The organism is Streptomyces sp. NPDC038135, assembly GCF_055601245.1.
Genome location: NZ_JBVJXS010000001.1, coordinates 327,064 through 352,500, shown reverse-complemented (window position 1 = coordinate 352,500; position 25,437 = coordinate 327,064). Strand labels below are relative to the sequence as shown.

At 71.1% G+C, this 25,437-nt stretch carries 21 protein-coding genes (1 of these 21 only partly in view); 15 read left to right on the top strand and 6 right to left on the bottom strand.

All coding sequences use genetic code 11. The features are described from left to right. From ACZ7JA_RS01645 to ACZ7JA_RS01620, 6 genes are all read left to right on the top strand, one after another. A protein-coding gene (locus ACZ7JA_RS01645; protein ID WP_470806804.1) for a DUF4190 domain-containing protein crosses the window boundary here: on the top strand, positions 1–350 show its final stretch. The gene continues 859 nt to the left of window position 1, outside the view; the window shows 350 of its 1,209 coding nt (coding positions 860–1,209); its start codon lies beyond the left edge, outside the window; its stop codon occupies positions 348–350. A 184-nt stretch (positions 351–534) separates the two neighbouring features. Next, positions 535–1,287: a GntR family transcriptional regulator gene (locus tag ACZ7JA_RS01640; protein WP_351662336.1), complete on the top strand. Its 753-nt coding sequence runs from the start codon at positions 535–537 to the stop codon at positions 1,285–1,287. A 334-nt stretch (positions 1,288–1,621) separates the two neighbouring features. Further along, positions 1,622–1,816: an SPOR domain-containing protein gene (locus tag ACZ7JA_RS01635; protein ID WP_351662338.1), complete on the top strand. Its 195-nt coding sequence runs from the start codon at positions 1,622–1,624 to the stop codon at positions 1,814–1,816. A 45-nt stretch (positions 1,817–1,861) separates the two neighbouring features. Continuing rightward, complete coding sequence (locus ACZ7JA_RS01630; protein ID WP_351662973.1) at positions 1,862–2,272, top strand: (deoxy)nucleoside triphosphate pyrophosphohydrolase; 411 nt, start codon at positions 1,862–1,864, stop codon at positions 2,270–2,272. A gap of 133 nt (positions 2,273–2,405) precedes the next feature. Next, positions 2,406–2,834: an ATP-binding protein gene (locus ACZ7JA_RS01625; RefSeq protein ID WP_351662341.1), complete on the top strand. Its 429-nt coding sequence runs from the start codon at positions 2,406–2,408 to the stop codon at positions 2,832–2,834. Between the two features lie 250 nt (positions 2,835–3,084). Beyond that, on the top strand, positions 3,085–5,673 hold the full coding sequence (locus ACZ7JA_RS01620) for a SpoIIE family protein phosphatase (RefSeq protein ID WP_351662344.1): 2,589 nt from the start codon (positions 3,085–3,087) through the stop codon (positions 5,671–5,673). Between the two features lie 331 nt (positions 5,674–6,004). Here ACZ7JA_RS01620 and ACZ7JA_RS01615 read toward each other — a convergent pair whose 3' ends face one another. Further along, the gene (locus ACZ7JA_RS01615; protein WP_470806802.1) at positions 6,005–7,555 is read right to left on the bottom strand and encodes a hypothetical protein; all 1,551 of its coding nucleotides are present in this window, start codon (positions 7,553–7,555) and stop codon (positions 6,005–6,007) included. 472 nt (positions 7,556–8,027) lie between these two features. On the opposite strand from ACZ7JA_RS01615, the gene ACZ7JA_RS01610 reads away from it, so the two are divergent. Together ACZ7JA_RS01610 and ACZ7JA_RS01605 are read left to right on the top strand one after the other, a co-directional pair. Then, the gene (locus ACZ7JA_RS01610) at positions 8,028–9,200 is read left to right on the top strand and encodes a hypothetical protein (protein WP_470806801.1); all 1,173 of its coding nucleotides are present in this window, start codon (positions 8,028–8,030) and stop codon (positions 9,198–9,200) included. A 34-nt stretch (positions 9,201–9,234) separates the two neighbouring features. Then, the gene (locus ACZ7JA_RS01605) at positions 9,235–9,549 is read left to right on the top strand and encodes a hypothetical protein (RefSeq protein ID WP_389303989.1); all 315 of its coding nucleotides are present in this window, start codon (positions 9,235–9,237) and stop codon (positions 9,547–9,549) included. Here ACZ7JA_RS01605 and ACZ7JA_RS01600 read toward each other — a convergent pair. Genes ACZ7JA_RS01600 through ACZ7JA_RS01585 form a run of 4 tightly spaced genes read right to left on the bottom strand, consistent with a single transcriptional unit; the run spans position 9,530 to position 13,389 of the window. After that, on the bottom strand, positions 9,530–10,300 hold the full coding sequence (locus ACZ7JA_RS01600) for a succinate dehydrogenase/fumarate reductase iron-sulfur subunit (protein WP_389303991.1): 771 nt from the start codon (positions 10,298–10,300) through the stop codon (positions 9,530–9,532). The genes ACZ7JA_RS01605 and ACZ7JA_RS01600 overlap by 20 nt on opposite strands. After that, positions 10,297–12,228 (bottom strand): fumarate reductase/succinate dehydrogenase flavoprotein subunit, encoded by a 1,932-nt coding sequence (locus ACZ7JA_RS01595; protein WP_470806800.1) that lies wholly within the window; start codon positions 12,226–12,228, stop codon positions 10,297–10,299. The genes ACZ7JA_RS01600 and ACZ7JA_RS01595 overlap by 4 nt, the downstream gene beginning before the upstream one ends. A 23-nt stretch (positions 12,229–12,251) precedes the next feature. Further along, entirely contained in the window at positions 12,252–13,073 is an 822-nt protein-coding gene (locus ACZ7JA_RS01590) for a hypothetical protein (RefSeq protein ID WP_470806799.1), read from the bottom strand. A gap of 25 nt (positions 13,074–13,098) precedes the next feature. Continuing rightward, positions 13,099–13,389, bottom strand: a complete 291-nt coding sequence (locus ACZ7JA_RS01585; RefSeq protein WP_351662364.1) for a hypothetical protein — start codon at positions 13,387–13,389, stop codon at positions 13,099–13,101. A gap of 286 nt (positions 13,390–13,675) precedes the next feature. Between ACZ7JA_RS01585 and ACZ7JA_RS01580 the strand changes: the two genes are divergently transcribed. The 7 genes from ACZ7JA_RS01580 (at position 13,676) to ACZ7JA_RS01550 (ending at position 24,625) form a co-directional block, all read left to right on the top strand. Continuing rightward, positions 13,676–15,868 (top strand): ABC transporter family substrate-binding protein, encoded by a 2,193-nt coding sequence (locus ACZ7JA_RS01580; RefSeq protein WP_389446172.1) that lies wholly within the window; start codon positions 13,676–13,678, stop codon positions 15,866–15,868. Positions 15,869–16,077: 209 nt separating this feature from the next. Continuing rightward, entirely contained in the window at positions 16,078–17,985 is a 1,908-nt protein-coding gene (gene typA, locus ACZ7JA_RS01575; protein WP_450752281.1) for a translational GTPase TypA, read from the top strand. Positions 17,986–18,389: 404 nt separating this feature from the next. Continuing rightward, positions 18,390–19,436 (top strand): ABC transporter permease, encoded by a 1,047-nt coding sequence (locus tag ACZ7JA_RS01570; RefSeq protein WP_470806797.1) that lies wholly within the window; start codon positions 18,390–18,392, stop codon positions 19,434–19,436. 103 nt (positions 19,437–19,539) lie between these two features. Next, positions 19,540–21,336: an ABC transporter substrate-binding protein gene (locus ACZ7JA_RS01565; RefSeq protein ID WP_470806796.1), complete on the top strand. Its 1,797-nt coding sequence runs from the start codon at positions 19,540–19,542 to the stop codon at positions 21,334–21,336. 99 nt (positions 21,337–21,435) lie between these two features. Further along, positions 21,436–22,413: an ABC transporter permease gene (locus ACZ7JA_RS01560; protein ID WP_401132075.1), complete on the top strand. Its 978-nt coding sequence runs from the start codon at positions 21,436–21,438 to the stop codon at positions 22,411–22,413. Between the two features lie 15 nt (positions 22,414–22,428). Beyond that, the gene (locus ACZ7JA_RS01555) at positions 22,429–23,490 is read left to right on the top strand and encodes an ABC transporter ATP-binding protein (RefSeq protein WP_470806794.1); all 1,062 of its coding nucleotides are present in this window, start codon (positions 22,429–22,431) and stop codon (positions 23,488–23,490) included. A gap of 13 nt (positions 23,491–23,503) precedes the next feature. Then, positions 23,504–24,625 (top strand): ABC transporter ATP-binding protein, encoded by a 1,122-nt coding sequence (locus ACZ7JA_RS01550; protein WP_351662385.1) that lies wholly within the window; start codon positions 23,504–23,506, stop codon positions 24,623–24,625. Here ACZ7JA_RS01550 and ACZ7JA_RS01545 read toward each other — a convergent pair. Continuing rightward, positions 24,622–25,362: a class I SAM-dependent methyltransferase gene (locus tag ACZ7JA_RS01545; RefSeq protein WP_470806792.1), complete on the bottom strand. Its 741-nt coding sequence runs from the start codon at positions 25,360–25,362 to the stop codon at positions 24,622–24,624. The two genes, ACZ7JA_RS01550 and ACZ7JA_RS01545, sit on opposite strands and share 4 nt — an antisense overlap. Between the last annotated feature and the right edge of the window lie 75 nt (positions 25,363–25,437).

Below are 25,437 nucleotides of genomic sequence, written 5' to 3'. Positions count from 1 at the left end.
ACGACCTGCCGGGGCACAAGGCGTGGGCCGGGCGCATCTCCGCGGCCCTGGGCGAGCAGGCCCGGTCGCTGCGCGGGCACGAGTGGCCCGCCGGCGCCCGGAAGCCGGTCACCGTCCTGGCCGCCGATCTGGACCGGGCGCGCACCGAGTGGGCGAAGGTCGCGAAGGCGGCGGACGCCGATGCGTTCTACCGGCACTACGACACCGGTCTGCGGCTGCTCGACCCCAAGGAGGGCGTGCCCGTGCGCAGGGCCCTGGGGCTGGCGACCACCCCGCCGTCCGGCCACGGTCACGCCAGGGGCGGCACGGGGGACGGCGGCTCCGACGGTGGCGGCGGCATGGCGGTCTGAACCACGCCACGGCCGTGGTGATCGCGCGGAGGTGTGGCCGCGGCCACAGCGGGGAGAAAGTGCCTGGGTGAAGCCCTCTCCGGCCCCTTGTCATCACATCGAGTGATTCTCTGGCCTTTGCTTGCACGGGACAACCCACGGTTGCCAGGCTGTTGCTGTCTGTACAACCTGATGGGAGCGGCCAGTGACTTTCGGTGAGCAGCCGGCGTACTTGCGTGTCGCGGGTGATCTCCGCAAGAAGATCGTCGACGGTTCACTGCCTCCCCATACCCGGCTCCCCTCCCAGGCCCGCATCCGCGAGGAGTACGGGGTCTCGGACACCGTCGCGCTGGAGGCCCGCAAGGTCCTGATGGCCGAGGGCCTGGTGGAGGGGCGCTCCGGCTCGGGGACGTACGTGCGCGAGCGGCCGGTGCCGCGGAGTGTGGCCCGCTCCGGCTTCCGCCCCTCGGCGGGGGCCACGCCTTTCCGGCAGGAGCAGGCCGACGCCTCGGTGCGCGGCACCTGGGAGTCCAGCAGCGCGCAGACCACGGCCGGCGCCGTCATCGCCGAGCGGCTCGGCGTCGAGCCCGGCGCGCGGGTCATGCGCACGAAGTACCTGTTCAGGGAGGCGGGGGAGGCCATGATGCTCTCCACCTCCTGGGAGCCCCTCGCCGTCACCGGCCGCACCCCGGTGATGCTGCCCGAGGAGGGACCGCTCGGCGGCATGGGCGTGGTGGAGCGGATGCGGGCCATCGACGTCATCGTGGACAACGTCACCGAGGAGGTGGGCGCGCGCCCCGGCCTCGCCGAGGAGCTGCACGTTCTCGGCGGCGTCCCCGGCCATGTGGTCCTCGTCATCCAGCGCACCTACTTCGCCTCCGGACGCCCCGTGGAGACCGCCGACGTCGTGATCCCGGCCGACCGGTATCGCGCCGCGTACCACCTGCCCGTGAAGTAGCGCACACCCCGGCTCACACCACGGGCCCGCGATCCGCCGCGCGCACTGGCACCCGGTGCCACGCCGCCGCTGCAATCCGGCCGTTCTCCCAGGTGATCGCGGTGCGCCCGAAACGCCTCCGACCCACGACAACAGCACGGGGGACGGCGCGTTCGCGATCGTGCGCCCCCTGCGTTCTGGCTGGTTGCGTACCTCTTTGTGAAAAGACGTATTCGCTCCGTGAAGGTTGGGCGTACGCTCGGGCATATGCGGACTGCGGTTTCCTGGGGCGGGGCACGGCGGGCGCCCGAGTGCGAGGGAGGGCGGGGCGGTGCGAGAAGGAACGGTGGGGGCCATGAGTGAGGGCACGGGCGTCTCCCTGCCCTGGCTCGTGATACGTCAGGACGACAACGGCAACCGCTACCGCGTGGGACGGTACGCGACCCGGGCCGAGGCCCAGAAGATCGCCGACAGCCTCGACGACCACGGACACAAGCAGCTCTACTGGGTCGAGCGCATCGGCCAGAACGGGAACGGCGTCCACAACTGACCTGCCGGACCGTCCCGTAGGCTCCGTCCCATGACGGATCGCCCCATGACGGACCGGATCGTGGTGGTGGGAGCCGCCCTCCTCGACGCCGGCCGACTGCTCGCCGCGCGCCGCAGCGCACCCCCCGAGCTGGCCGGGCGCTGGGAACTGCCCGGCGGCAAGGTCGAGCCAGGCGAGCGGCCCGAGGACGCCCTGACGCGTGAACTTGCCGAGGAGCTCGGCATCGACGCGGAGCCCGTCGAGCGCGTACCGGGGGAGTGGCCGCTGAAGTCCCCGTATGTACTGCGGGTGTGGACCGCCCGGCTGCGCGCCGGCTCCGCCGCCCCCCGGCCCCTGCAGGACCACGACGAACTGCGCTGGCTCACGCCCGACCGGCTCTGGGAGGTGCCCTGGCTGGAACAGGACGTCCCCGCGGTCCGCGAGGTCGCCGCCCGTCTCGGCGCGGAAGCGCACTGACCGGAGCCCGCGACCGCAGGCGGGGTACCGCGCTGCGGGCCCTACGCCGTTCGCACCACAGTGCGCCGCCCGGCGCGGTACTGCCCCCTGGATACCGGGTATGTGCCCATTAACCCCATGAAAACGGACATGGGTGGGCTCGCTGGCCTGGGAAGTGATCGGCGTGATCGACACCGATGGCGACTGCGCCGAGTGGATTTTCCCCGCGGAGCCGGACGTCGTGCGCACGGCCCGTGGCGCGGTCCGCGGCCAACTGCGCGGCTGGGACCTCGACTGCGTCGCCGACCTCGCCGCGCTGCTGGTGAGTGAGCTGGTGACCAATTCCCTGCGGCACGCCACCGGCCCCATCGGCGTACGGCTGGTGCGGCCCACGCGGCTCGGCGACACGCTGCTGGTCGAGGTGTCCGACCCGCTCCCCGACCCGCCGCGCGAGCGAGTCGCCCAACCCGAGGACGAGAGCGGCCGCGGCCTGCAGCTGGTGGCCGGCGCCGCGCGCCGCTGGGGAACCCGGCCCGGCGGCGGCGGAAAGACCGTCTGGTTCGAGCTGGCGGTGCCCGGCTGAGCGCGGTGTACATCCCGGCGCCCGCCGTCCATACCGCGGGGCCGCCCGGCGACCGGGGCGGGAGTACGTGATTCGAGGCCGTGTTACCTGGTTAGAAGACTGGAAGTGTTGTCGCGGCCCGGTCCGAAAAGCACCTCGACCGAGCTGTGATCGTGAACACCGTGTTGTGCGGCGCCGTAGTGCTGGATACTGCGGGCAGCCGCCCCCGGTGACCGGTGCCGGGTGCGGTGAGCTGGAGGGGACGGTTCGCGTGAGCGAGATACCAGCGAAGGCCACGGAGTCCGAGGACCCGTCGGACGGCGCTAGTGACCAGGCCGCACGCCACGCGGGCGGGCCGGGCGACGCCATGTGGCAGAGCAGTCCGCCCGGCTCCATCTACGACTACATCAGGGTCGCGTCCTTCTCCATCGGTCCCGGCGGGCTGGTCGACCAGTGGAGCCTGCGCGCCGAGCAGCTCTTCGGCATCCCCGCCGAACGCGCCGTGGGGATGGACCCGATCGAGGCGTTCGTCGACTCCGACCTGCGCGAGCGCAGCCAGCGGAAGATGGCCGAGATCCTCGACGGCCGGGAGTGGACCGGGGTGGTGCCCTTCCGGATGCCGGACGGGCCGGACGGCGCCCGGGGCGAGGAAGGCATCGCCGAGGTCTACGTCATGCCCACCCGGACCGCCGAGGGGGAGCGGGCCGCCGTCTGCATAGTGGTGGACGTCCGCACCCTGCGCAGCATCGAGACGGACCTCGCCGCCTCGCAGGCGATTTTCGGTCAATCACCGTTCGGGTTCCTGCTGATCGACACGGATCTGAGGGTCCGTCGGGCCAACATGCGTTTCGCCTCCATCTTCGGCGGAACCCCGGACGACCACCGGGGAAAGGGAGTTCACGACTACCTGCCGCGCGCCGAGGCCGATCGGGTTTCGGCCACGCTGCGGCGGGTGCTGGAGACCGGCGACTCCATCACCGACATGCATGTGACCGGGTTCGTGCCCGGCTCCGAGGAACGCCGGCACTGGTCCGTCAACCTCTACCGGGTGCACAGCGGCAGCGGCCGCCCCATCGGCATCGCCTGGCTGGGCACCGACATCACCGCCCGCCGCGCGGCCGCCCGGGAGGCGGCGGCGGCCCGCCGCAACCTCGCCCTGCTCAACGAGGCAGGCGCCCGCATCGGCAACTCCCTCGACCTGGAGACCACGGCCCGCGAACTCCTCGACGTCGTCGTCCCCGGCTTCTGCGACCTCGCCACCGTCGACCTCTACCAGGGGCTGCTCATCGGCGACGAGACCCCGCCCGGGCTCACCGACGGCAGCGCCGAACTGCGCCGCGTCGCCTTCGCCAGCGCCGTCTCCGACGCGCCGCTCAGCGGTTCCGGCGACGCCGTCGAGGTCGGCGCGGTCCACCACTTCCCCTTCAACTCGCCCTGTGCGGACGCCCTGCGCACCGCCCGGCCGCAGCACGTGCCGCCGGAGGACGGGGAACTCGTGCAGTCCACGCTGGCCGTGCCGATGGTCGCCCACGACACCGTCGTCGGCCTCGCGCGGTTCGCCCGTACGAAGGGCAGCGAGCCGTTCGGCGACCGGGACCGGGAGCTCGCGGTCGAACTGGCCGCGCGCGCCGCCGTCTGCATCGACAACGCCCGCCTGTACCGCCGTGAGCACGAGCGGGCGCTGATACTCCAGCGCTCCCTGCTCCCGCCGGGCGACCCGGAGGCCTCCGGCCTCGACATCGCCTGCCGCTACCTGCCCGGGAACGCGGCCACCGAGGTCGGCGGCGACTGGTTCGACGTCATCGAACTCCCCGGACACCGCACCGCGCTGGTCGTCGGCGACGTCATGGGGCGCGGGCTGCGCGCGGCGGTCGCGATGGGCGAACTCCGCACGGCGGTGCGCACTCTGGCGCTGCTGGACCTCGAACCGGCCGAGGTGCTCTCCGCGCTGGACGAGATCGCCCGCGGCCTCGGCACCCCCGGCGGCGTCCAGCAGGCCACCCGCGCGGCGCGCCAGCCCCGCGACGCCGACCTCTCCGAGGTGTACCTCGCGACCTGTGTGTACGCCGTCTACGACTCCGTCACCAGGCGCTGTACGTTCGCCAACGCCGGGCACCTGCCGCCGGTGCTGGTGGAGCCCGGCGAGGCGGCCCTGATGCTCGACGTGCCGCCCGGGATGCCGCTCGGCGTCGGCGGCGAGCCGTTCGAGGAGGTCGAGGTCGAACTGCCGGAGGGTGCGCTGCTGGCCCTCTACACGGACGGTCTGGTCGAGTCCCGCGACCACCCCCTCGACGAGGGGCTGCAGGCCTTCGTGGGCGCGCTCACCGACCCCACCCGGCCCCTGGAGGACGTCTGCGACCACGTCCTGAACACCCTGGACACCCATCACGGCGAGGACGACATCGCGCTGCTGATGGCCCGCGTCCAGGGGCTGCCCGCCGAGTCCGTCGGCGACTGGACGCTGCCGCGCGAGCCGCGCAGCGTGGGGCGGGCCCGTGAGTACGCCCGGACGCAGCTGGTCGGCTGGGGTCTCGAGCCGCTGGTCGACACGACGGAGCTGCTGGTCAGCGAGCTGGTGACGAACGCGCTGCGCTACGGGGAGGGCGAGATCAGGCTGCGGCTGCTGCTGGACCGCACCCTGGTGTGCGAGGTGTGGGACTCCGGACTCGTGCAGCCGCGCCGCCGCCGGGCCCGGGACACCGACGAGGGCGGCCGCGGGCTACAGCTCGTCGGACTGCTCAGCGCGGCCTGGGGTTCGAGGCGCACGCCACGCGGCAAGACGGTGTGGTTCGAACTCCCCCTCCCCGGCGGTGAAACCAGCCTGACCGACCCGGCGGAGGCACTGCTCAGCCTCTTCTGAGAGTCGCGGCGCGGTCGGCGGGACACCTCTTCTGAAGCTGGGGGCGCGGGGGCGAGGGTGCCCGGCTGGGCGGAGGGGTTGGGCGGCGGAACCGGTCTGGCCGGCCCGGCGGGGCGCCGCACAGTCTCTTGTGAAGCTCGCGGCGGGGGCGCGGGCGTCCGGCTCGCCGATCGGCTTTTTCGGCGGCGGAACCGGCCTGACCGTCCCGGCGGAGGCACTGCTCAGCCTCTTCTGAGAGTCGCGGCGCGGTCGGCGGGACACCTCTTCTGAGAGTCGCGGCGCGGTCGGCGGGACACCTCTTCTGGGAGTCGGGGCGCAGCGCGGCAGGCGGTCACGGCAGGTGGCGGCGGGAGCGGGTTCGGGGGCCGCCGAAGCTCGCCGGGGGGCCGCCGTCCGGATCCTCTGCCAGAAGGATGCCGCCGAGGACGGCGCCGGTGAGGCCGGTGGCGTGGCCGTCGGGGAACGGGTTCCCATGGGCGCGCACGTCCCGTTCGGCCAGCTCCCGGGCCTGCCGGGCGAGCACGTCCGCCTCCGTACCCGAGTCCAGGGCCCTGACCGCCTGCGCCAGCCGGGCCCGTGCCTCTGCGCCCACCGCCCCCCGGTGCACGGCGACGAAGCTCTCCGCGGCGTCGACCGAGCCGCGCGACACGAGCAGCGCGGCGGCGTCCAGCACCCCGGACCTTCCCGCCTCCAGGCGCTCCACGGCCCGCGTGATCCGGCGCAGCGCGTCCAGAGGGTCGTACCGGCCGCCGGTCAGCTCGGCGCGCACGGCGGCCGGCGCGGCGTCGGCGTGCGCGAGGCGCGCCCGCAGCTCACCGCCGGTCAGGGAGGTGCGCCCGCCCTCCTTCCGCACGCCGGCGATCACCGCCTCCGCTCCGGTCAGCGCGGCCGGCACCAGCGCGGCCGCCTCCCGCAGCCGGGCGGCGAGCCGTTCCACCCCGCCCACCAGGACGCCGGCCTGGGTGACACCGCCCTCGGCGGCGCGCAGCTGCCGGGCGGCGCGTGACAGCTCGCCCGAATCGGCGTCCTGACGCGCCTCGTTGAGCCGTTCGGTGGCGAACACCAGCCGGTCCTTGGCCTGTTCCAGGTACCCGGTGACGGGCGCGCCCGCCGAGGGCCCGTACCGCTCCCGCAGTCCGGCCGCCGTCGCCTGCGCCGCCGCCGTCCGCGCGGCCAGCCCACGGAACCGCGTCTCCGCGACCTCGAGGGCCGCGCTCACCCCCTGCTCCAGACCGCGCAGCCGGTCCAGCTCCGCCGCCTCGGCGTCCAGTCGCCGTCCCGCCTCCGCGCACCGCCCGATCACCCCCACCAGTGCCTGCCGCCGGGCCGTCGAGTCCCCCGGGACCCCCTCCTCGTACCGCCGCCATATCGCGAACGCGGCCGACAGTTCGGTCTCCGCGGCCCGCAGGGCGTGGGCGAACGGCTCGACCGCGGCCGCCCCGAACAGCTCCTCGACGTAGGAGAGTTCCTCCCGGCTGCCGCGGACGCAGTCGTCGGCCAGCACCAGCGCGGCGCGGGCCTGCCGCTCGCTCTCGGCGGGAGTGGGCACGGGCGGCGCCGCCGGCACCACGCCCGGTGTGGTGCGGGTCCGGGCCCGCCGGGTGCGCCGCAGATACCCGTAACCGGCCAGCGCCCCGGCCGCGCCGAGGGCGGCGAGCGGCAGCACGAGGTCGGTCGTGGACGTCTCGTCCTGCCCCGGCGCGGCGGACTCGGCGACCGGTTGGGCCGGGGCGGCGGGAACCGGATCACCGCTCCCCATCGTCATCACCGGCAACGCCAGCCACCCGGTACCCACGAGCGCACCGGCCGCGGCGAGCGCCAGACGCACCCGTACGGGCGCGCGAGTGCGCCGGGGCCGGCCGCGGATCGGGGAGGACGTCACATTTCGGAGCGTATGGGCAGGTAGGCGCCCGCGCGAGTGGGGCGGACGCGGCTGGGGGAACGCGATGACAGGGGGTCGGATGGGCACGGAACGGCGCGACCGGGAGACGGAACCGGACCAGGGGACACCACGAGACCGGTCCCCCGAGACCCCGCCCGCCCCCGACGAACAGTCCGCGCCCGCCCGCGACGCAGATCGGCCCGCGCCCGACGCACAGTCCGCCCCCGCCCCCGACGCAGATCGGCCCGCGCCCGACGCACAGTCCGCCCCCGCCCCCGACGCAGGCCGGCCCGTGCCCGACGCACAGTCCGCCCCCACCCGCGACGCAGATCGGCCCGCGCCCGACGCACAGTCCGCCCCCGCCCGCGACGCAGATCGGCCCGTGCCCGACGCACAGTCCGCCCCCGCCCCCGACGCAGGCCGGCCCGCGCCCGACGCACAGTCCGCCCCCGCCCGCGACGCAGATCGGCCCGTGCCCGACGAACAGTCCGCCCCCGCCCCCGACGCAGGCCGACCCGCGCCCGACCAGCAGCCCACCTCCGCAGCCCCCGACGAACAGCCCACCCCCGCAGCCGCCGACGAGCAACCCGCACCCACCGACGCCGACGAGCAGCCCGCCCCCACTCACGGCGGGAAGCCCGGACGGCGCCGGCTGCGTCGTGTCCTGCTCGCCGTCCTCCTGGTCCTGACCCTGCCCCTGCTCACCGCCGAGACGGCACTGCGCCTCAACTACAACGGCACTCCGGCCCCCGGCGCCCTCACCCGTCACAAGGACGCCCTCTGGCTGGGCCACGCCTGGATGGACGGCCGCAAGACCGACACGGACGTGAAGGCCCTCGCCGATCGCCTCCGTGGCACCGGCATCCGCGACCTGTACGTCCACGCCGGACCCCTGGAGCACGACGGCACGCTGCCGAAGTCGGCATACAGGAGGGCGGGTTGGCTCACCGCGGCCGTGCACCGGGAGCTGCCCGGCGTCCGGGTCCAGGCCTGGCTCGGCGACGTGCTGGCCAGTGAGGGTCCCGACGGCATGCGCCTGGAGCGCGCCGCCACCCGCGAGGCGATCGTCGAGTCGGCCCGCGGCGTCCTCGCCGCCGGCTTCGAGGGCGCCCACTTCGACCTGGAGCCCCTCCACTCCGGCGACCGCGACTACCTCTCCCTCCTCGACGACCTGCGCGCCCTCACCCGCGCCCACCACGCCCTGCTCTCCGTCGCCGCCCACCAGATCGACCCGGTGCCCGGGTTCCACTCCTTCTGGGGCACGACCACCGGCCATCCCAAGTGGTGGTCGCAGGCCTACTTCGGGCAGGTGGCCCGCCGCGTGGACCAGATCGCCGTGATGTCGTACGACACCATGCAGCCCCTGCAGAGCCTGTACGGCGGCTACGTGGCCCAGCAGACCAGCCTCGCCCTGGAGGTCACGCCCAGGACGACCGGCCTCCTCATGGGCCTGCCCTTCTACCACGAGAACCGCTTCGGCCACTGGAACCACGCCGAGACCGCCACCGCCGCCGTCCGCGGCGTCCGCCTCGGCCTGTCCCGCACCGACGCCGGCCGCACCCGCTTCGGCGTCGCCCTCTACGTCGACTTCGCGGCCACCGAGGACGACTGGACCGCGTACCGGAAGGGATGGGTGCGGGGGTAGTGCCCCGGTCCCGGGTGCGTGTCATGCTCAGCGCATGAACACGTTCCTGGTGATCGCGGGCGCGCTGGCCGTGGCACTGATGGCCGCCTCCGGGCTCGCGGCCGTGACGACCGGCTGGGTGGCGCCCTTCGGCCGCCGACGGGTCCTGCGGCCGAAACTGCACGGGTACGGCCAGCTGCTCGGAGCGGCCGCGGCGTCCCTGTGGATGTTCCTCGGCGTGTTCCCCGCGCGGTTCGACGTGCTCCCGCTCGTCGCCTGGGTCGTGTTCATGGGCAGCCTCGGCATCCAGATGCTCGCGCAGCGCCCCGGCCGCACCCCCGTGCCGCCCGCTACGGAGTCCGTCTCCTGATCTTCGAGCCCAGCCACACCAGGGGGTCGTACTTGCGGTCGACGGCGCGTTCCTTCAACGGGATCAGGGCGTTGTCCGTGATCCGGATGCCCTCCGGGCAGACCTCCGTGCAGCACTTGGTGATGTTGCAGTAGCCGAGGCCGTGCTCGTCCTGGGCCGCGCGGCTGCGGTCCAGGCCCTGCTCGGCGGCCGCGTCCAGCGGGTGCATGTCCAGCTCCGCGATGCGCATCAGGAAACGCGGACCGGCGTACGCCCCCTTGTTCTCCTCGTGGTCGCGCACCACGTGGCAGACGTCCTGGCACAGGAAGCACTCGATGCACTTGCGGAACTCCTGCGAGCGCTCCACGTCCTCCTGCGACATGCGGTACTCGCCCGGGCCGAGACCGGCCGGCGGCACGAACGCCGGGACCTCCCTGGCCTTGCGGTAGTTGTAGCCGACGTCCGTCACCAGGTCCCGGACCACCGGGAAGGCCCGCAGCGGGGTGATGGTGACCGTCTCGTCCCGGTCGAAGACCGACATCCGGGTCATGCACATCAGCCGGGGCCGGCCGTTGATCTCCGCCGAGCACGAACCGCACTTGCCCGCCTTGCAGTTCCAGCGCACCGCGAGATCCGGGGCCTGGGTGGCCTGGAGGCGGTGCACGATGTCGAGCACCACCTCGCCGTCGTTGACCTCGACCGTGAAGTCCGCCAGGTCACCGCCGCTCACATCGCCCCGCCACACTTTGAAGCGGGCCTCGTAGCTGCTCACTCGTACAGCTCCTCTTCGGCGAGGTACTTGACCAGCTCCTCCTTCTCGAAGAGGGCGAGCAGGTCCGGGCGGACGGGTTCGGTGGTCTCCCGGGTGAGCCGGATCTGGCCCCGGGCGGGATCGCTGCCGGTGAGGGTGCCGCCGGGGTCGGCGAGCGCGCACAGCAGGTTCACGTTGCGCCAGGAGCGGTCCATCGCGGGGTGGTCCTCGCGGGTGTGCCCGCCGCGCGACTCGGTGCGCTCCAGCGCGGCGCGCGCCACGCACTCGCTGACCAGCAGCATGTTCCTGAGGTCGAGGGCCAGGTGCCAGCCCGGGTTGAACTGGCGGTGCCCCTCGACGCCGGCCTGCCGGGCCCGTACCCGCAGCTCGGCCAGCTTGTGCAGGGCCTGCTCCATCTCGGCCTCGCGGCGGATGATGCCGACCAGGTCGTTCATCGTCTGCTGGAGCTCCTGGTGCAGGGTGTACGGGTTCTCCGGCGGGCCCGCCTCGCCCTCCGCCCGCGCGGAGAACGGGCGCAGGGCCTCCGCGGACGCCGTGTTGACCTGGGCCTCGTCGACCCGCGGGCGCCGGTCCGCCAGCGCCTGCGCGTACTCGGCCGCGTGCCAGCCGGCCCGGCGCCCGAACACCAGCAGGTCGGAGAGCGAGTTGCCGCCGAGCCGGTTGGAGCCGTGCATGCCGCCGGCGACCTCACCGGCCGCGAACAGCCCCGGCACCCCGCGCGCCGCCGCCGTGTCGGAGTCGACGGCGATGCCGCCCATCACGTAGTGGCAGGTCGGCCCGACCTCCATCGCCTCCGCGGTGATGTCGACGTCCGCCAGCTCCTTGAACTGGTGGTACATCGACGGCAGCCGGCGCCGGACGACCTCGGCGGGCATCCGGGTGGACACGTCCAGGAAGACCCCGCCGTGCGGCGAGCCGCGGCCCTCCTTCACCTCGGAGTTGATCGCCCGGGCCACCTCGTCGCGGGGCAGCAGCTCGGGAGGCCGGCGGTTGTGCTCGGGGTCGTCGTACCACCGGTCGGCCTCCTCCTCCGACTCGGCGTACTTCTCCTTGAACACGTCCGGGACGTAGTCGAACATGAACCGCTTGTTCTCGGAGTTGCGCAGCACGCCGCCGTCGCCGCGCACCGACTCGGTGACGAGGATGCCCTTGACCGACGGCGGCCAGACCATGCCCGTCGGGTGGAACTGCACGAACTCCATGTTCAGCAGCGGCGCCCCGGCCAGCAGCGCGAGGGCGTGCCCGTCGCCGGTGTACTCCCACGAGTTGGAGGTGACCTTGAACGACTTGCCGATCCCGCCTGTCGCGACGACCACGGCCGGGGCCTCCAGGACGAAGAACCGCCCGGTCTCGCGCTCGTAGCCGAAGACGCCGCCGACCTGGTCGCCGTCCTTGAGGATCCGGGTGACCGTGCACTCCTGGAACACCTTCAGCCGCGACTCGGGGTCCCCGGACTCGCGGGCGTCCTCCTGCTGCAGCGAGACGATCCTCTGCTGGAGGGTGCGGATCAGCTCCAGGCCCGTACGGTCGCCGACGTGCGCGAGGCGCGGGTACTCGTGGCCGCCGAAGTTGCGCTGCGAGATCCGGCCGTCCTTGGTCCGGTCGAACAACGCGCCCCAGGTCTCCAGCTCCCACACCCGGTCCGGCGCCTCCCGGGCGTGCAGCTCGGCCATCCGCCACTGGTTGAGGAACTTGCCGCCGCGCATCGTGTCGCGGAAGTGGGTCTGCCAGGTGTCGTGCTCGTTGGCGTTGGCCATCGCCGCCGCGATGCCGCCCTCGGCCATCACCGTGTGCGCCTTGCCGAACAGCGACTTGCAGATCACCGCCGTACGGGCGCCCCGCTCGCGTGCCTCGATCGCGGCGCGCAGCCCGGCGCCGCCGGCACCGACCACGACGACGTCCCACTCCTGCCGGTCGACCACGGACATCAATCAGTCCCTCACTGGAGTCACTAGAAGAAGCGCGGATCGTCGAAGACGCCGGACGCGACGAGGTAGACGTAGAAGTCGGCGAGCGCCACGCTCACCAGGGACGTCCACGCGAGCAGCATGTGGTGGGCGTTCAGCCGCCCGACGAACTGCCACGCCTTGTAGCGCACGGGGTGCCGCGAGAAGTGCTTGAGCTTGCCGCCGACGATGTGCCGGCAGGAGTGGCAGGAGATCGTGTACGCCCAGATCAGCACGATGTTGGCCAGGAAGACCAGGGTGCCGAGGCCCATGTGCCCCCAGCGGTAGTGCGTGTCCCGGAAGGACAGCACGGTGTCGTAGGTCAGCACACCGGCGACCAGCAGGGCGGCGTAGAAGAAGTAGCGGTGGACGTTCTGCAGGATCAGCGGGAAGCGGGTCTCGCCGGTGTACCCGCGGTGCGGCTCGGCCACCGCGCAGGCGGGCGGGGACGCCCAGAAGCTGCGGTAGTACGCCTTGCGGTAGTAGTAGCAGGTCAGGCGGAACCCGAGCGGGAAGATCAGGATGATGATCGCCGGCGAGACGCCCCACCAGCTCCCGAAGAGGTCCGCGTTCGGTCCGGCGCGCATGGTGCGGCAGTTCTCCGCCAGGCAGGGCGAGTAGAACGGCGAGACGTACGGCGCCGCGTAGTAGTGCGCGTTGGAGAACGCCCGCCAGGTCGAGTAGACGACGAACGCGAGCAGACCGGCCGCGGTGACGGCGGGCGCCAGCCACCAGCGGTCGGTCCGCAGATGCGGTGCGGCGATCGCGGCGCGCGTGCCGCCGCGCACGCCGCCGCCGTCCGGTTGGGATTCCGTACCAGTAGCCAAGACGGGACTCCGGTCGGTTCGGGGTTCAGGGAGCGTGCCGGTCGCGGGCGCCCAGACCCTCGTCGTCCGAGTCCGTCCACAGGCTGATGTCGTACGGCGTGTCGGAGATGGTGACGAGGTCGGGCCGGTTGGCGGCGGCCGGGTGGTTCGCCGCCTCGCGCAGCAGCCGCAGGCTGTCGCGCAGATGGTCGGCGTCCATCCGGACCCGGCGCATCTCCAGGCCACCGCTGCCGAGCTGCTGCTCCAGGCGTCCGATCGACCGGTGCAGGTCGTCCAGGCAGCGCTGGACGGATGTCAGTTCGTCGTGCACGGACATGACTTGCCCTCACTTCCGCGGGTCTGCGGGCCTTGGGCGGCGACGTTCATGCGCCTTGGAGTGTTGCGCGTCACACCTGGTGCTGTGAAGAGATGTGCACCGATTGGCCGAGGCGTACGGATGCACTTTCGGTGTGTTGCGCCGCACGGGTGGGGTTCGTGTGCGTTGCCGACGTGTCGCCCGCTATTGCCGGATCCTTTCCTCTTCAGTGGGTGCATAGATCTGATCAGCTCCATATACCGCCAAAAGTGATCATAACGCCCGCGGCTTCCCGGAGGTAGCAGAGATGTCCCACCACGGCGTCGGCCTGCGCGCGGTCCTGCGCCCGGCCGCCTTGCTCACCGCGGGCGCCCTCGCGGTGCCGCTCCTGGCCGGCTGCGGCTCCGACGAGGAGGCGAGCCGCCCGCTGGCCGGACCGGACATCGGCCTGGTCGCCCGTGACAAGGTCGCCGAGGGCGGAACGCTGAAGTGGGCCGTGGACGCCGTGCCGGAGACCCTGAACACCTACCAGGCCGACGCCGACGCGGGCACCAGCCGCGTCGCGCAGGCGGTGCTGCCGTCGATGTTCCGGTCCGACGCGAACGGCCGGCCGCAGGTGAACCCCGCCTACCTGGAGTCCGCCAAGGTCATCGCGACCGAGCCGCGCCAGGTCGTGCTGTACAAGCTGAACCAGCAGGCGGTGTGGAGCGACGGCCGGGAGATCGGCGCCGCCGACTTCGCCGCCCAGTGGCGCGCCCTGTCCGGCAAGGACAGCGCCTACTGGACCGCCCGCAACGCCGGCTACGACCGCATCGAGAAGATCGAGCGCGGCTCCGGCGACCTCCAGGTCAGGGTCACCTTCTCCCGGCCCTACGCCGACTGGAAGTCGCTGTTCTCCCCGCTGTACCCGAAGGACGTCATGGGCACCCCGGACGCCTTCAACGACGGCGCCCGCCGGAAGCTGAACGTCACCGCGGGCCCGTTCAAGGTGGAGAAGGTCGACACCGCCGAGAAGGACGTCGTCCTCACCCGCAACCCGCGCTGGTGGGGCAGCCCCGCCAAGCTGAACGAGCTGGTGCTGCACGCGGTGGACCGCGACAAGCGGGTGTCCGCGCTCGCCGACGGGACCGTGCAGATCGCCGACATCGACGCCGCCGACGCCGAGCGCATCAAGGCGGCCGGCGGCGCGGCCGGCTCCCCGCTGCAGGGTGGCGGCAGGACCAGCGCGAGCAGGCTGCGGTCCTGGGCGCTCGCGCACGGCTTCGACGCCGAGCAGGTGAAGGCCGGCAGGAAGAAGCTGCGCAAGGCGATCACCCGGTACCTGGAGCAGCAGCAGGAACTGCGCGCCTTCGGCGTCCGCAAGTCGCTCGAGCCCGCCTACACCCAGCTCGCCCTCAACGGCGCCGGGGGCATGCTCGCCGACGAGCGGGTCCGCCGGGCCGTCGCGCGGGCCCTGGACCGCGAGGAACTGGCCAAGGTCGTGCTGACCCCGCTCGGCCTGCCCGCCGTGCCGGTCGGCAGCCACCTCGCCCTGTCCGGGCAGGACGCCTACGCCGACGGCAGCGGCGCCCTGGGCGGCCCGGACGTCAAGGAGGCGCAGGCGCTGCTCACCGACGCCGGCTGGGTGGCCGGCGGGCCGGTGAAGGAGCGGAAGCAGGGTGAGAAGGCGGCCGGCGCCGAGCGCGGCAAGGGCGACCAGGAGAAGAAGTCCGACGGCGGCAAGGACGGCGAGTACATCGTCGGCGAGGACGACAACAAGGCCGACGAGCACGAGTCGGCCGAGGAGCGCCGGGAGAAGGGCGACGAGGGCGGCAAGCACCTCGCCCAGGACGGCCGGCAGTACTCCGGCAAGGACCTGAAGCAGGGCGGCGCCCCGGGCGCCTACGCCCCGCGGGGCACCGCCGCCCCGGCCGGCGCCGTGACCGCGCCGCTGGCGAAGGACGGCAAGGCGCTCGACCTGCGCTTCGTGCTTCCCTCAGGACCGGGGTCCCAGACGCTGGACACCGTGGCCGCCCGGATCTCGGCGATGCTGACGAAGGTCGGCATCCGCACGACGATCACCAAGGTCTCCGACGAGAGCTACTTCAAGGACCACATCGCCTCCGGCGACTACGACCTGGCCCTGTACTCGTGGCCCTCCTCCGCCTTCCCCGCCACCGACGCCCGGCCGATCTACGGCAAGCCGATCCCGGCTGCCGACGGCTCGGTGAACATCGAACAGAACTACACCCGGGTCGGCACCGACCAGGTCGACCAGCTCTTCGACCAGGCCGCGTCGACGCTGGACGAGGACGAGGCGCGCGACCTGATCCGCAAGGCGGACTCCCGCATCTGGGCCGCGGCCGCCTCCATCCCGCTCTACCAGCGGCCCGAGCTGGTCGGCGTGCGCAAGGACGTGGTCAACGCGGGCGCGTTCGGCTTCCGGACGCCGGTCTACGAGGACATGGGTTTCCTGAAGAAGGGCGCGAAGATCGCACCCGGCCCGACCGCCACGAAGTGAGGATCCCGGCTGTCCGGCGGGTGGACCGGAGCCCGTCCGGAACGTGAACACGGGCCGTCCGGCACCTGGCCCCGTGGCCCTGCGGAGGCCGTCACCCGCAGGGCCACGTACCATGGGGTGAGGCCGTGGCGTGTCCAGCCCGGCAGGGCCCGCGCATCAGCAAGACGTCCGCGCAGGGCAATCCTCATACTCCGGGAGTACGCCGCAATATGGCCACGCGCCACGACATCCGTAACGTCGCCATCGTCGCCCACGTCGACCACGGCAAGACCACCATCGTCGACGGCATGCTGAAGCAGGCCGGCGCGTTCGCCGCCCACCAGCTCGACCAGGTGGACGACCGGGTCATGGACTCGAACGACCTGGAGCGTGAGAAGGGCATCACGATCCTCGCCAAGAACACGGCGGTGAAGTACCACCCCAAGGACGGTGGGGACCCGATCACGATCAACATCATCGACACCCCCGGCCACGCCGACTTCGGCGGCGAGGTCGAGCGCGGTCTGTCGATGGTCGACGGCGTGGTGCTCCTCGTCGACGCCTCCGAGGGCCCGCTGCCGCAGACCCGCTTCGTGCTGCGCAAGGCCCTCCAGCAGCGCCTGCCCGTCATCCTGTGCATCAACAAGACGGACCGCCCGGACTCCCGGATCGACGAGGTCGTCAACGAGACGTACGACCTGTTCCTCGACCTGGACGCGGACGAGGACCAGATCGAGTTCCCGATCGTCTACGCCTGCGGACGTGACGGCGTCGCCTCGCTGACCAAGCCGGACGACGGCACGGTCCCGGCCGACAGCGACAGCCTGGAGCCGTTCTTCTCGACGATCCTGGAGCACATCCCGGCCCCCACCTACGACGAGGCCGCCCCGCTCCAGGCCCACGTCACCAACCTCGACGCCGACAACTTCCTCGGCCGTATCGCGCTGCTCCGCGTCGAGCAGGGCGAGCTGCGCAAGGGCCAGACCGTCGCGTGGATCAAGCGCGACGGCTCCATCAGCAACGTGCGCATCTCCGAGCTGATGATGACCGAGGCGCTCACCCGCAAGCCCGCCGAGGTGGCCGGCCCCGGTGACATCTGCGCCGTCGCCGGCATCCCGGACATCATGATCGGCGAGACGCTGGCCGACACCGAGAACCCGGTCCCGCTGCCGCTGATCACGGTGGACGAGCCCGCGATCTCGATGACGATCGGCACCAACACCTCGCCGCTGGTCGGCCGGGGCGGCACCGGCAAGGGCGCCGACGCGAAGGCGGCCGTCAAGGACCGCAAGGTCACCGCCCGCCAGGTGAAGGACCGCCTGGACCGCGAGCTGATCGGCAACGTCTCGCTGCGCGTGCTGGACACCGAGCGTCCGGACGCCTGGGAGGTCCAGGGCCGCGGTGAGCTGGCGCTCGCCATCCTGGTCGAGCAGATGCGCCGCGAGGGCTACGAGCTGACCGTCGGCAAGCCGCAGGTCGTCACCAAGGAGGTCGACGGCAAGACCTACGAGCCGGTCGAGCGCATGACGATCGACGTGCCCGAGGAGCACATGGGCGCCGTCACGCAGCTCATGGGCGTGCGCAAGGGCCGGATGGACAACATGTCCAACCACGGCTCGGGCTGGGTCCGCATGGAGTTCGTCGTGCCGTCCCGCGGTCTCATCGGCTTCCGTACCGAGTTCCTCACGCAGACCCGCGGCACGGGCATCGGCCACTCCATCCACGAGGGCTTCGAGCCCTGGTTCGGCACCCTGACGACCCGCAACAACGGCTCCCTGGTCGCCGACCGCTCCGGCGCCGTCACCGCCTTCGCGATGACGAACCTCCAGGAGCGCGGCGTGCTCTTCGTGGACCCGGGCACCGAGGTGTACGAGGGCATGATCGTCGGTGAGAACTCGCGCTCCGACGACATGGACGTGAACATCACCAAGGAGAAGAAGCTCACGAACATGCGGTCCTCGTCGGCCGACTCGTTCGAGGCGATCGTGCCGCCCCGCAAGCTCTCCCTGGAGCAGTCCCTGGAGTTCTGCCGCGACGACGAGTGCGTCGAGGTGACCCCGGAGGCGGTTCGCATCCGCAAGGTGAACCTGGACGCCCGCGAGCGCGCCCGCGCCGCGAGCCGCGCCAAGCACGGCTGACGCCGGCGCCCCGAGCCCACAGAACCCGGCCCTCCGCCTTCCGGAGGGCCGGGCTTTCGGCATGAATGGCGGCACTCCGCGCGGGGAGCGGTTCGGCGACCGGTTCGCCCGGACGGGCACCGGTGACAAGTGTTCGGATAGCGGGGACAAGCGCGTCAAGTTTCGGACATGTAACGAAAAAAAAGTCACGAGCTGTCCGATTTGCCGAGAACCCTTTGGTCGTGTCAAGCGCGCACAGGTGTCGATCTCTGCAATTTTTGCTCAAAATATTGACGGTAGGGAGATCCCTATGTCTTCCGCCCTTGACGCGCGTTGAACGCATTGGCGAAAGTTCCCCCAAACCGCAGAACTCTCCGGTATCTGCGCTGCGCTCAGCTCTCCAACCCCCCGGGGGAAGAACTCACATGTCCAGTCCTGCCAAGGCTGAAGGCTCCGGGCCGTCGGTTGCCCTGGAGCCCGAACTCGAGCCGGCTCCTGCGCCCGCGAAGGGCGAGACCACGCTCGAGGGTCGCTCTCCCGGTCAGTTGATGTGGCAGCGCTTCAAGCGTGACCGTACCGGTGTCATCTGTGCGGCGATAGTGATTTTGTACTTCGTCGTCGGCCTGGCCGCGCCGTTGCTGACGAAGCTCAGCGGGACGGATCCCTACACCCTGTACGGGCAGGACCCGACGTACCAGGACAGCCCGGTCCTCGACGACTTCGGTCTGCCGCTCGGCTACTTCGGCGGCCTGTCCGGTTCGCACTGGTTCGGCGTGGAGCCGCAGTACGGCCGCGACGTGTTCGCGATGCTGGTCTACGGCATGCGCACCTCGCTGTTCATGGCGCTGGGCATCACGGTCCTGATGATGGTCACGGGCGTCATCCTCGGTCTCGTCGGCGGCTACTTCGGCGGCAAGACCGACTACTGGATCGGCCGCGTCACCGACTTCTTCCTCGCCTTCCCGCAGCAGCTGTTCTTCATCGCCTTCATGCCCGTGGTGACCGCGTTCTTCGTGGACCCGCGCGAGGAGACGCCCACGTACCTGCGTGCCGTCGCGATGCTCATCGTGCTCTGGCTCCTCGGCTGGATGGGCATGGCCCGTCTGGTGCGCTCGACCGTGCTGTCCCTGCGCGAGCGTGAGTTCGTCGAGGCCGCCAAGGTCTCCGGCGCCTCGCCCTGGCGGATCGTCCGCAAGGAGATCCTGCCTAACGTGGTGACGCCCATCCTGGTGCAGTTCACGTACACGCTGCCCAGCACCATCCTCACCATCGCGTTCCTGTCCTTCGCCGGTGTCGGCTTCGTCGAGCCGACCCCGGACTGGGGGAAGCTGTTCGCCAACGGTGCCAAGTACACCGAGCAGGACCCGGCGTTCCTCTTCTTCCCCGGTCTCGCCTTGGTGATCTTCGTCCTTGCCTTCAACCTCCTCGGAGACTCGGTACGGGACGCGTTCGACCCCAAGTCCGGGCGGTAGATCGTCCACTTGTGGGGGGATGACTGCCACCCCCGGAGTCGGCCTACCAGCCGCGTCAGGCAGTACTCAGGAATATCAACCGACAGGTAGGTGCATTCGCCTCATGAAGTCGTTCAGCTCGCGCAGAGCGCAGGCCATCGTCGTCGCCCTCGCGGCCGGCTCCCTCGTGCTCACCGGATGCTCCGAGAACAAGGGCTCCGACACCGGCGCGGACTCCAAGAAGGACCAGCAGGAAGCCTCGGTCCAGTCGAAGGCGGTCACCTACGCCGACGCCGCCGGCTCCACCGGCCCGGCCGAGGACATAGCCGGCGCCCAGAGCGGCGGCACCATCACGGTCTACCAGGAGGCGGGCCTCTCGCACCTGGACCCGGGCCAGATCTACGTCTCCGACGCCGGCCAGGTCGCCAACCTGCTCTTCCGCCGCCTGACCCAGTTCAAGGAGGACGACAAGGGCAACGTCTCGGTCGTGGGTGACCTCGCGACCGACTCGGGCAAGTCCTCCGACGGCGGCAAGACCTGGACGTTCACCCTCAAGGACGGCATCAAGGACGCGAAGGGCAACGCCATCACGTCCGCCGACGTCCGCCACTCCGTCGAGCGCCTGTACGCGAAGTTCATCTTCGACGGCCCGACCTACCTGCAGACCTGGCTGAGCGGCGCCAAGTACCGCGACGCGCTGCCCAAGGGCGGCTTCGACGGCAAGCACCTGCCGAAGTCCGTCCTGGACACCCCGGACGACAAGACCGTCGTCTTCCACTTCGACACGCCGCGCCAGGACCTGCCGCAGACCCTGGCCATGGCCGGCTACGCGATCGTCCCGGCCAAGGACGACACGAAGGAGAAGTACGACTCGGCCCCGGTCGCCACCGGTCCGTACAAGGTCCAGACGTACAAGAACGGCAAGTCCCTGGTGCTCGTCAAGAACACCAACTGGGACCCGAAGACCGACTCCGTGCGTCACCAGTACGTGGACGGCTTCAACTTCCAGTTCGGCGTCACCGAGTCGACCCAGACCAAGCGTCTGATCGCCGACCAGGGCAACGACAAGAACGCCATCCAGTTCACCGGCGGCGTCGAGGCCACGCAGATCCAGGACGTCATCAAGACGCCGTCCGTCAACAAGCGCACGGTCAAGGGCTACCAGCCCTACGTCATGCAGCTGACGTTCAACCTGGACCGCGTGAAGGACCTGAAGGTCCGCCAGGCCATCGCCTACGCGGTGAACTCCAAGTCGCTCATCGCCGGTGAGGGTGGTGTCTACGGCGGCGACGTGGCCCCGAACTACTTCGCCCCGACGCTGCCGGGCTACGAGGCCAAGTACGACCCCTACGGCCGTCTGAAGACGCAGCAGGGCAACATCGCGAAGGCCCAGGAGATGCTGAAGGGCGTCCCGGCCGCCGAGAAGAAGGTCGTCTTCGCCTACCCGAACAGCGAGAACGGCCAGAAGCGCAAGGTCGCCATCGAGGACGCGCTGACCAAGGTGGGCTTCAACGTCGTCTCCAAGGAGGTCGACGCCGCGAGCTTCTACGAGCAGATCGGCAAGCTGAAGAACCCGTACGACATGTACATCACCGGCTGGGGCCAGGACTGGCCGTCGCCGTCGACGGTCGTCACCCCGATCTACGACGGTGACCAGGTCGCCGACGGTGCGTCGAACTACTCGCACGTCAACGACCCGAAGGTGCAGGAGCTGATCAAGAAGGCGCTGAACCAGAAGCCCGAGCAGGCCGCGGCCACCTGGAAGGAGGCGCAGCACTACCTGCTGGAGAAGGTCGTGCCGGCGGCTCCGCTGTGGTACACCAAGCAGTTCCAGCTCTCGGGCTCGAACGTGGGCGGTACCCGCTACAGCTCGGTGTCGAGCCTCCTCGACATCAACCACCTGTTCCTGAAGAAGTCGTAACTCTCTACGGCTGAACGCGGGGACGCGCACCAGGCGGAGCGCGTCCCCGCACCTCCGTGAAACCTCCCACTCGTCTCCGCAGAGAGCAGCCCTCCCGCCATGCTTCAGTTCATCCTCCGGCGCACGGTCGGTGCCCTGGTCACCCTGTTCCTCATCGGCGCCGTCACGTTCTTCCTCTTCGTTGCCGCGCCGTCCGATTACGCCTCCCTGGCCTGTGGCAAGGACTGCTCTCCCGCGCGACTGGAGGACATCCGCCAGGCCCTCGGTCTCAACCTCCCGATCGCCCAGCAGTTCTGGGACTTCATGTCGGGCATCTTCGCCGGCCGTGACTTCCCGGCCGGTCACTGCAGCGCTCCGTGCCTCGGCCAGTCGTTCTACTCGGGCGAGATGGTCTGGTCGACGATCCTGGACCGCTTCCCCACCACGCTGACGCTGACCGCCGGCGGTGCGGTCGTCTTCCTCGTGGTCGGCGTGGGAGCCGGCATGATCGCCGCGTACAAGCGCGGCTCCGTGGTCGACAAGGTCGCCACCGGCGCCTCGATGGTGCTCAGCTCGTTCCAGATCTACCTGCTCGGCCCGATCGTCCTGTGGATCTTCGTCTACAGCACGGGCTGGATGGAGAACCCCGCGTACGTCCCCATCACCCAGGACCCCTGGGGCTGGTTCACCGGCATGCTGCTGCCGACCCTGGTGATGGCCACGATCTTCACCGCGCAGTACACCCGTATGGCGCGCTCCTCGATGATCGAGCAGCTCGCCGAGGAGCACGTGCGCACCGCCCGCGCCAAGGGCATGTCGCGCAAGTACGTCTTCTTCCGCTACGCCTGGCGTGGCGCGCTCATCCCGATCGTCACCGTCCTCGGCATCGACCTGAGCAGCATGCTCGGCGGCGCCGTCGTCACCGAGCTGACCTTCTCCCTGCAGGGCATCGGTCGCCTGGCCGTGGACGGCGCGATCCACAAGGACCTCCCCATGACCATGGGCGTCATGCTGTTCGGTGCCTTCTTCATCCTGATCTTCAACATCCTCACCGACATCGCGTACGCCTGGATCGACCCGCGCGTCCGGCTCTCCTAGGAAGAACGAACCACCGTGACCACACTGACCAAGACCGAGGACGCGTCGGCCCCGACCGGTCCGGAGAGCTTCCTCTCGGTGCGCGATCTGAAGGTGCAGTTCTCCACCGAGGACGGCATCGTCAAGGCGGTCGACGGCCTCTCCTTCGACGTCGAGCGCGGCAAGACCCTGGGCATCGTCGGCGAGTCCGGCTCCGGCAAGTCCGTCACCAACCTGACGATCCTGGGCCTGCACAACCCGCGGACCTCCCAGGTCGACGGCGAGATCCTCCTCGACGGCAAGGAACTCGTCACCGCCGGTGAGCGGGAGCTCGAGCGGCTCCGCGGCAACAAGATGGCGATGATCTTCCAGGACCCGCTGACCGCGCTGTCGCCGTTCTACACGGTGGGCCGCCAGCTGTCCGAGCCGTTCATGAAGCACCGCGGCGCCTCCAAGAAGGAGGCCAAGGACCGGGCCATCCAGATGCTGGAGAAGGTCGGCATCCCGCAGCCGAAGGTCCGCTTCGACGACTACCCGCACCAGTTCTCCGGCGGTATGCGCCAGCGTGCCATGATCGCCATGGCGCTGATGTGCGACCCCGAGCTGCTGATCGCCGACGAGCCGACCACCGCGCTCGACGTGACGGTGCAGGCGCAGATCCTCGACCTGCTGAAGGACCTCCAGCAGGAGTTCGGCTCCGCGATCATCTTCATCACCCACGACCTCGGCGTCATCTCGCACATGGCCGACGACCTGCTGGTGATGTACGCGGGCCGGGCCGTGGAGCGCGGCAGCGTCCGCGAGGTGCTGCACGAGCCGAAGCACCCCTACACCTGGGGCCTGCTCAGCTCGATGCCGCGTCTGGACAGCGATCTCGACCAGCACCTGACGCCCATCCCCGGCAGCCCGCCCTCGCTGCTCAACCCGCCCACCGGATGCCGCTTCCACCCGCGCTGCGCGTTCCGGGAAGAGGTGGAGGGCAACCTCTGCTCGGAGGTGCGGCCGCCGCTGGGCGAGGGTCGTGCCGCCGCGTGCCACCTCACGGCGGAGCAGAAGCAGACCATCTTCATCGACAAGATCCAGCCCCGGCTGCGCTAGGGAGAACCGAGACATGAGCGACAACCTCACCCTCCCGGCACAGCAGGGCACCTCCGGCACCCCGGCGGAGGCGCTGCTCGAGGTCAAGGGCCTCACGAAGCACTTCCCGATCTACGGCGGCTTCCCGATCAAGCGGCGGGTCGGCGCGGTGCAGGCCGTCGACGGCATCGACCTGACGGTCGGTGTCGGCGAGAGCGTCGGCCTGGTCGGCGAGTCCGGCTGCGGCAAGTCGACGACGGGCCGGCTGATCACCCGGCTGCTGGAGCCGACCGCCGGCTCGATCACCTACGCCGGGCAGGACATCACGCACGCCTCGCGCCGGCAGATCGCGCCCGTGCGGTCCGAGATCCAGATGATCTTCCAGGACCCGTACTCCTCGCTGAACCCGCGGCAGACCGTCGGCTCGATCATCAAGTCGCCGATGGAGGTCAACGGGATCGAGCCGGAGGGCGGCCGGGAGAAGAAGGTCCGTGAGCTGCTGGAGCTCGTGGGCCTGAACCCGGAGCACTACAACCGCTTCCCGCACGAGTTCTCCGGCGGTCAGCGTCAGCGCATCGGCGTCGCCCGCGCGCTGGCCCTGAACCCGAAGCTGATCGTGGCGGACGAGCCGGTCTCCGCGCTGGACGTGTCCATCCAGGCGCAGGTGGTGAACCTGCTCCAGGAGGTCCAGAAGGAACTGGGCATCGCCTTCCTGTTCATCGCCCACGACCTCGCCGTGGTGCGGCACTTCTCGCAGCGCGTCGCGGTCATGTACCTCGGCAAGATCGTCGAGGTCGGTGACCGCGAGTCGATCTACAACCGGCCGCGCCACCCCTACACGCACGCCCTGCTGTCGGCCGTGCCGGAGGTCGGCGTCGACGGGGACACCGCGGACCGGGAGCGCATCCGGCTCTCCGGCGACGTCCCCTCGCCGATCCACCCGCCGTCCGGCTGCCGCTTCCGCACCCGGTGCTGGAAGGCGCAGGACAAGTGCGCGACGGAGGAGCCGCCGCTGGTGCAGCTCTCCGGCAACCGTGCCGGCCACCTGACGGCCTGCCACTTCCCGGAGGAGCCGACGACCGAGGCCCGCGACGAGGACATCGTCATGGACCCGGCGCTGCTGGCGCTGGAGGAGAGCGACACCCCGGAGGCCTAAGAAACCGCCCGGGCCACGGTGATGATCTCGGGGCCGGCGGGGGTCAGTGGCCCCCGCCGCCAGTCCCCGTAGCGCTCGGCGACGGTCAGTCCGGCCTCGCCGAGGAAGCCGTCAAGGGCGTCGGCGCCGAGGAACCGCAGGGTGCTGTGGCACACCAGCGGCCGGTCCCACCGCGCGCCCGCGTAGGTCTCCGTGAAACCGAGCCGGTCCCCGACGGGGGCCGGCTCGGCGTCGTGCCACACCTTCACGAGGCCGCCGTCCCCGTCGGGGATCTCGTACACCTTCTCCGGCGTCCAGCGCTCCCAGGCGCGGGCCGCCGGATTCCGCGTCTCGAAGACGAACCGGCCGCCCTCGGCGAGCGCCCGCCGGACCCCGCGCAGGCAGGCGCGCACGTCGTCGTCGCCGAGCAGTTCCTGGAAGGCGTGACCGGTCATCACGACCAGGTCGAACGCCCCCTCCCAGCGGTGCGTCGTGAGGTCCCCGAGCACCCACTCACCCGCCGGGTCGGCCCGCCGCGCCTGTACGAGCATGGCTGCGGCCGGATCCAGGCCGGTGAGCCGGCCCCGGTGTCCCGCGTCCCGGGCGGCGCGCAGCAGCCGGCCGGTTCCGCAGCCGACGTCCAGGACCGTCTCCGCCTCCATGACGAGCCCCAGGTAGAAGTCGTCGTCGGGGCCCCAGGCGTTCAACCTGTCGTACAGCGAGGCGAGTTCCATGTCGGCGAATGCGCGATCGACCATGCCGCGAGTCTGCCTGCTGATCCGCCGATCAGTAAGCGGATCGGGGAATCCGCCGCGAGGCGTGAGTTTTATCAG

Coding starts and splice junctions, on each gene's coding strand:
- ACZ7JA_RS01580 (WP_389446172.1), top strand. CDS start 13,676: ATGTCCCACCACGGCGTCGGCCTGCGCGCGGTCCTGCGCCCGGCCGCC.
- ACZ7JA_RS01565 (WP_470806796.1), top strand. CDS start 19,540: ATGAAGTCGTTCAGCTCGCGCAGAGCGCAGGCCATCGTCGTCGCCCTC.
- ACZ7JA_RS01545 (WP_470806792.1), bottom strand. CDS start 25,362: ATGGTCGATCGCGCATTCGCCGACATGGAACTCGCCTCGCTGTACGAC.
- ACZ7JA_RS01595 (WP_470806800.1), bottom strand. CDS start 12,228: ATGTCCGTGGTCGACCGGCAGGAGTGGGACGTCGTCGTGGTCGGTGCC.
- ACZ7JA_RS01630 (WP_351662973.1), top strand. CDS start 1,862: ATGACGGACCGGATCGTGGTGGTGGGAGCCGCCCTCCTCGACGCCGGC.
- ACZ7JA_RS01570 (WP_470806797.1), top strand. CDS start 18,390: ATGTCCAGTCCTGCCAAGGCTGAAGGCTCCGGGCCGTCGGTTGCCCTG.
- ACZ7JA_RS01605 (WP_389303989.1), top strand. CDS start 9,235: ATGAACACGTTCCTGGTGATCGCGGGCGCGCTGGCCGTGGCACTGATG.
- ACZ7JA_RS01635 (WP_351662338.1), top strand. CDS start 1,622: ATGAGTGAGGGCACGGGCGTCTCCCTGCCCTGGCTCGTGATACGTCAG.
- ACZ7JA_RS01585 (WP_351662364.1), bottom strand. CDS start 13,389: ATGTCCGTGCACGACGAACTGACATCCGTCCAGCGCTGCCTGGACGAC.
- ACZ7JA_RS01550 (WP_351662385.1), top strand. CDS start 23,504: ATGAGCGACAACCTCACCCTCCCGGCACAGCAGGGCACCTCCGGCACC.
- ACZ7JA_RS01560 (WP_401132075.1), top strand. CDS start 21,436: ATGCTTCAGTTCATCCTCCGGCGCACGGTCGGTGCCCTGGTCACCCTG.
- typA (WP_450752281.1), top strand. CDS start 16,078: ATGGCCACGCGCCACGACATCCGTAACGTCGCCATCGTCGCCCACGTC.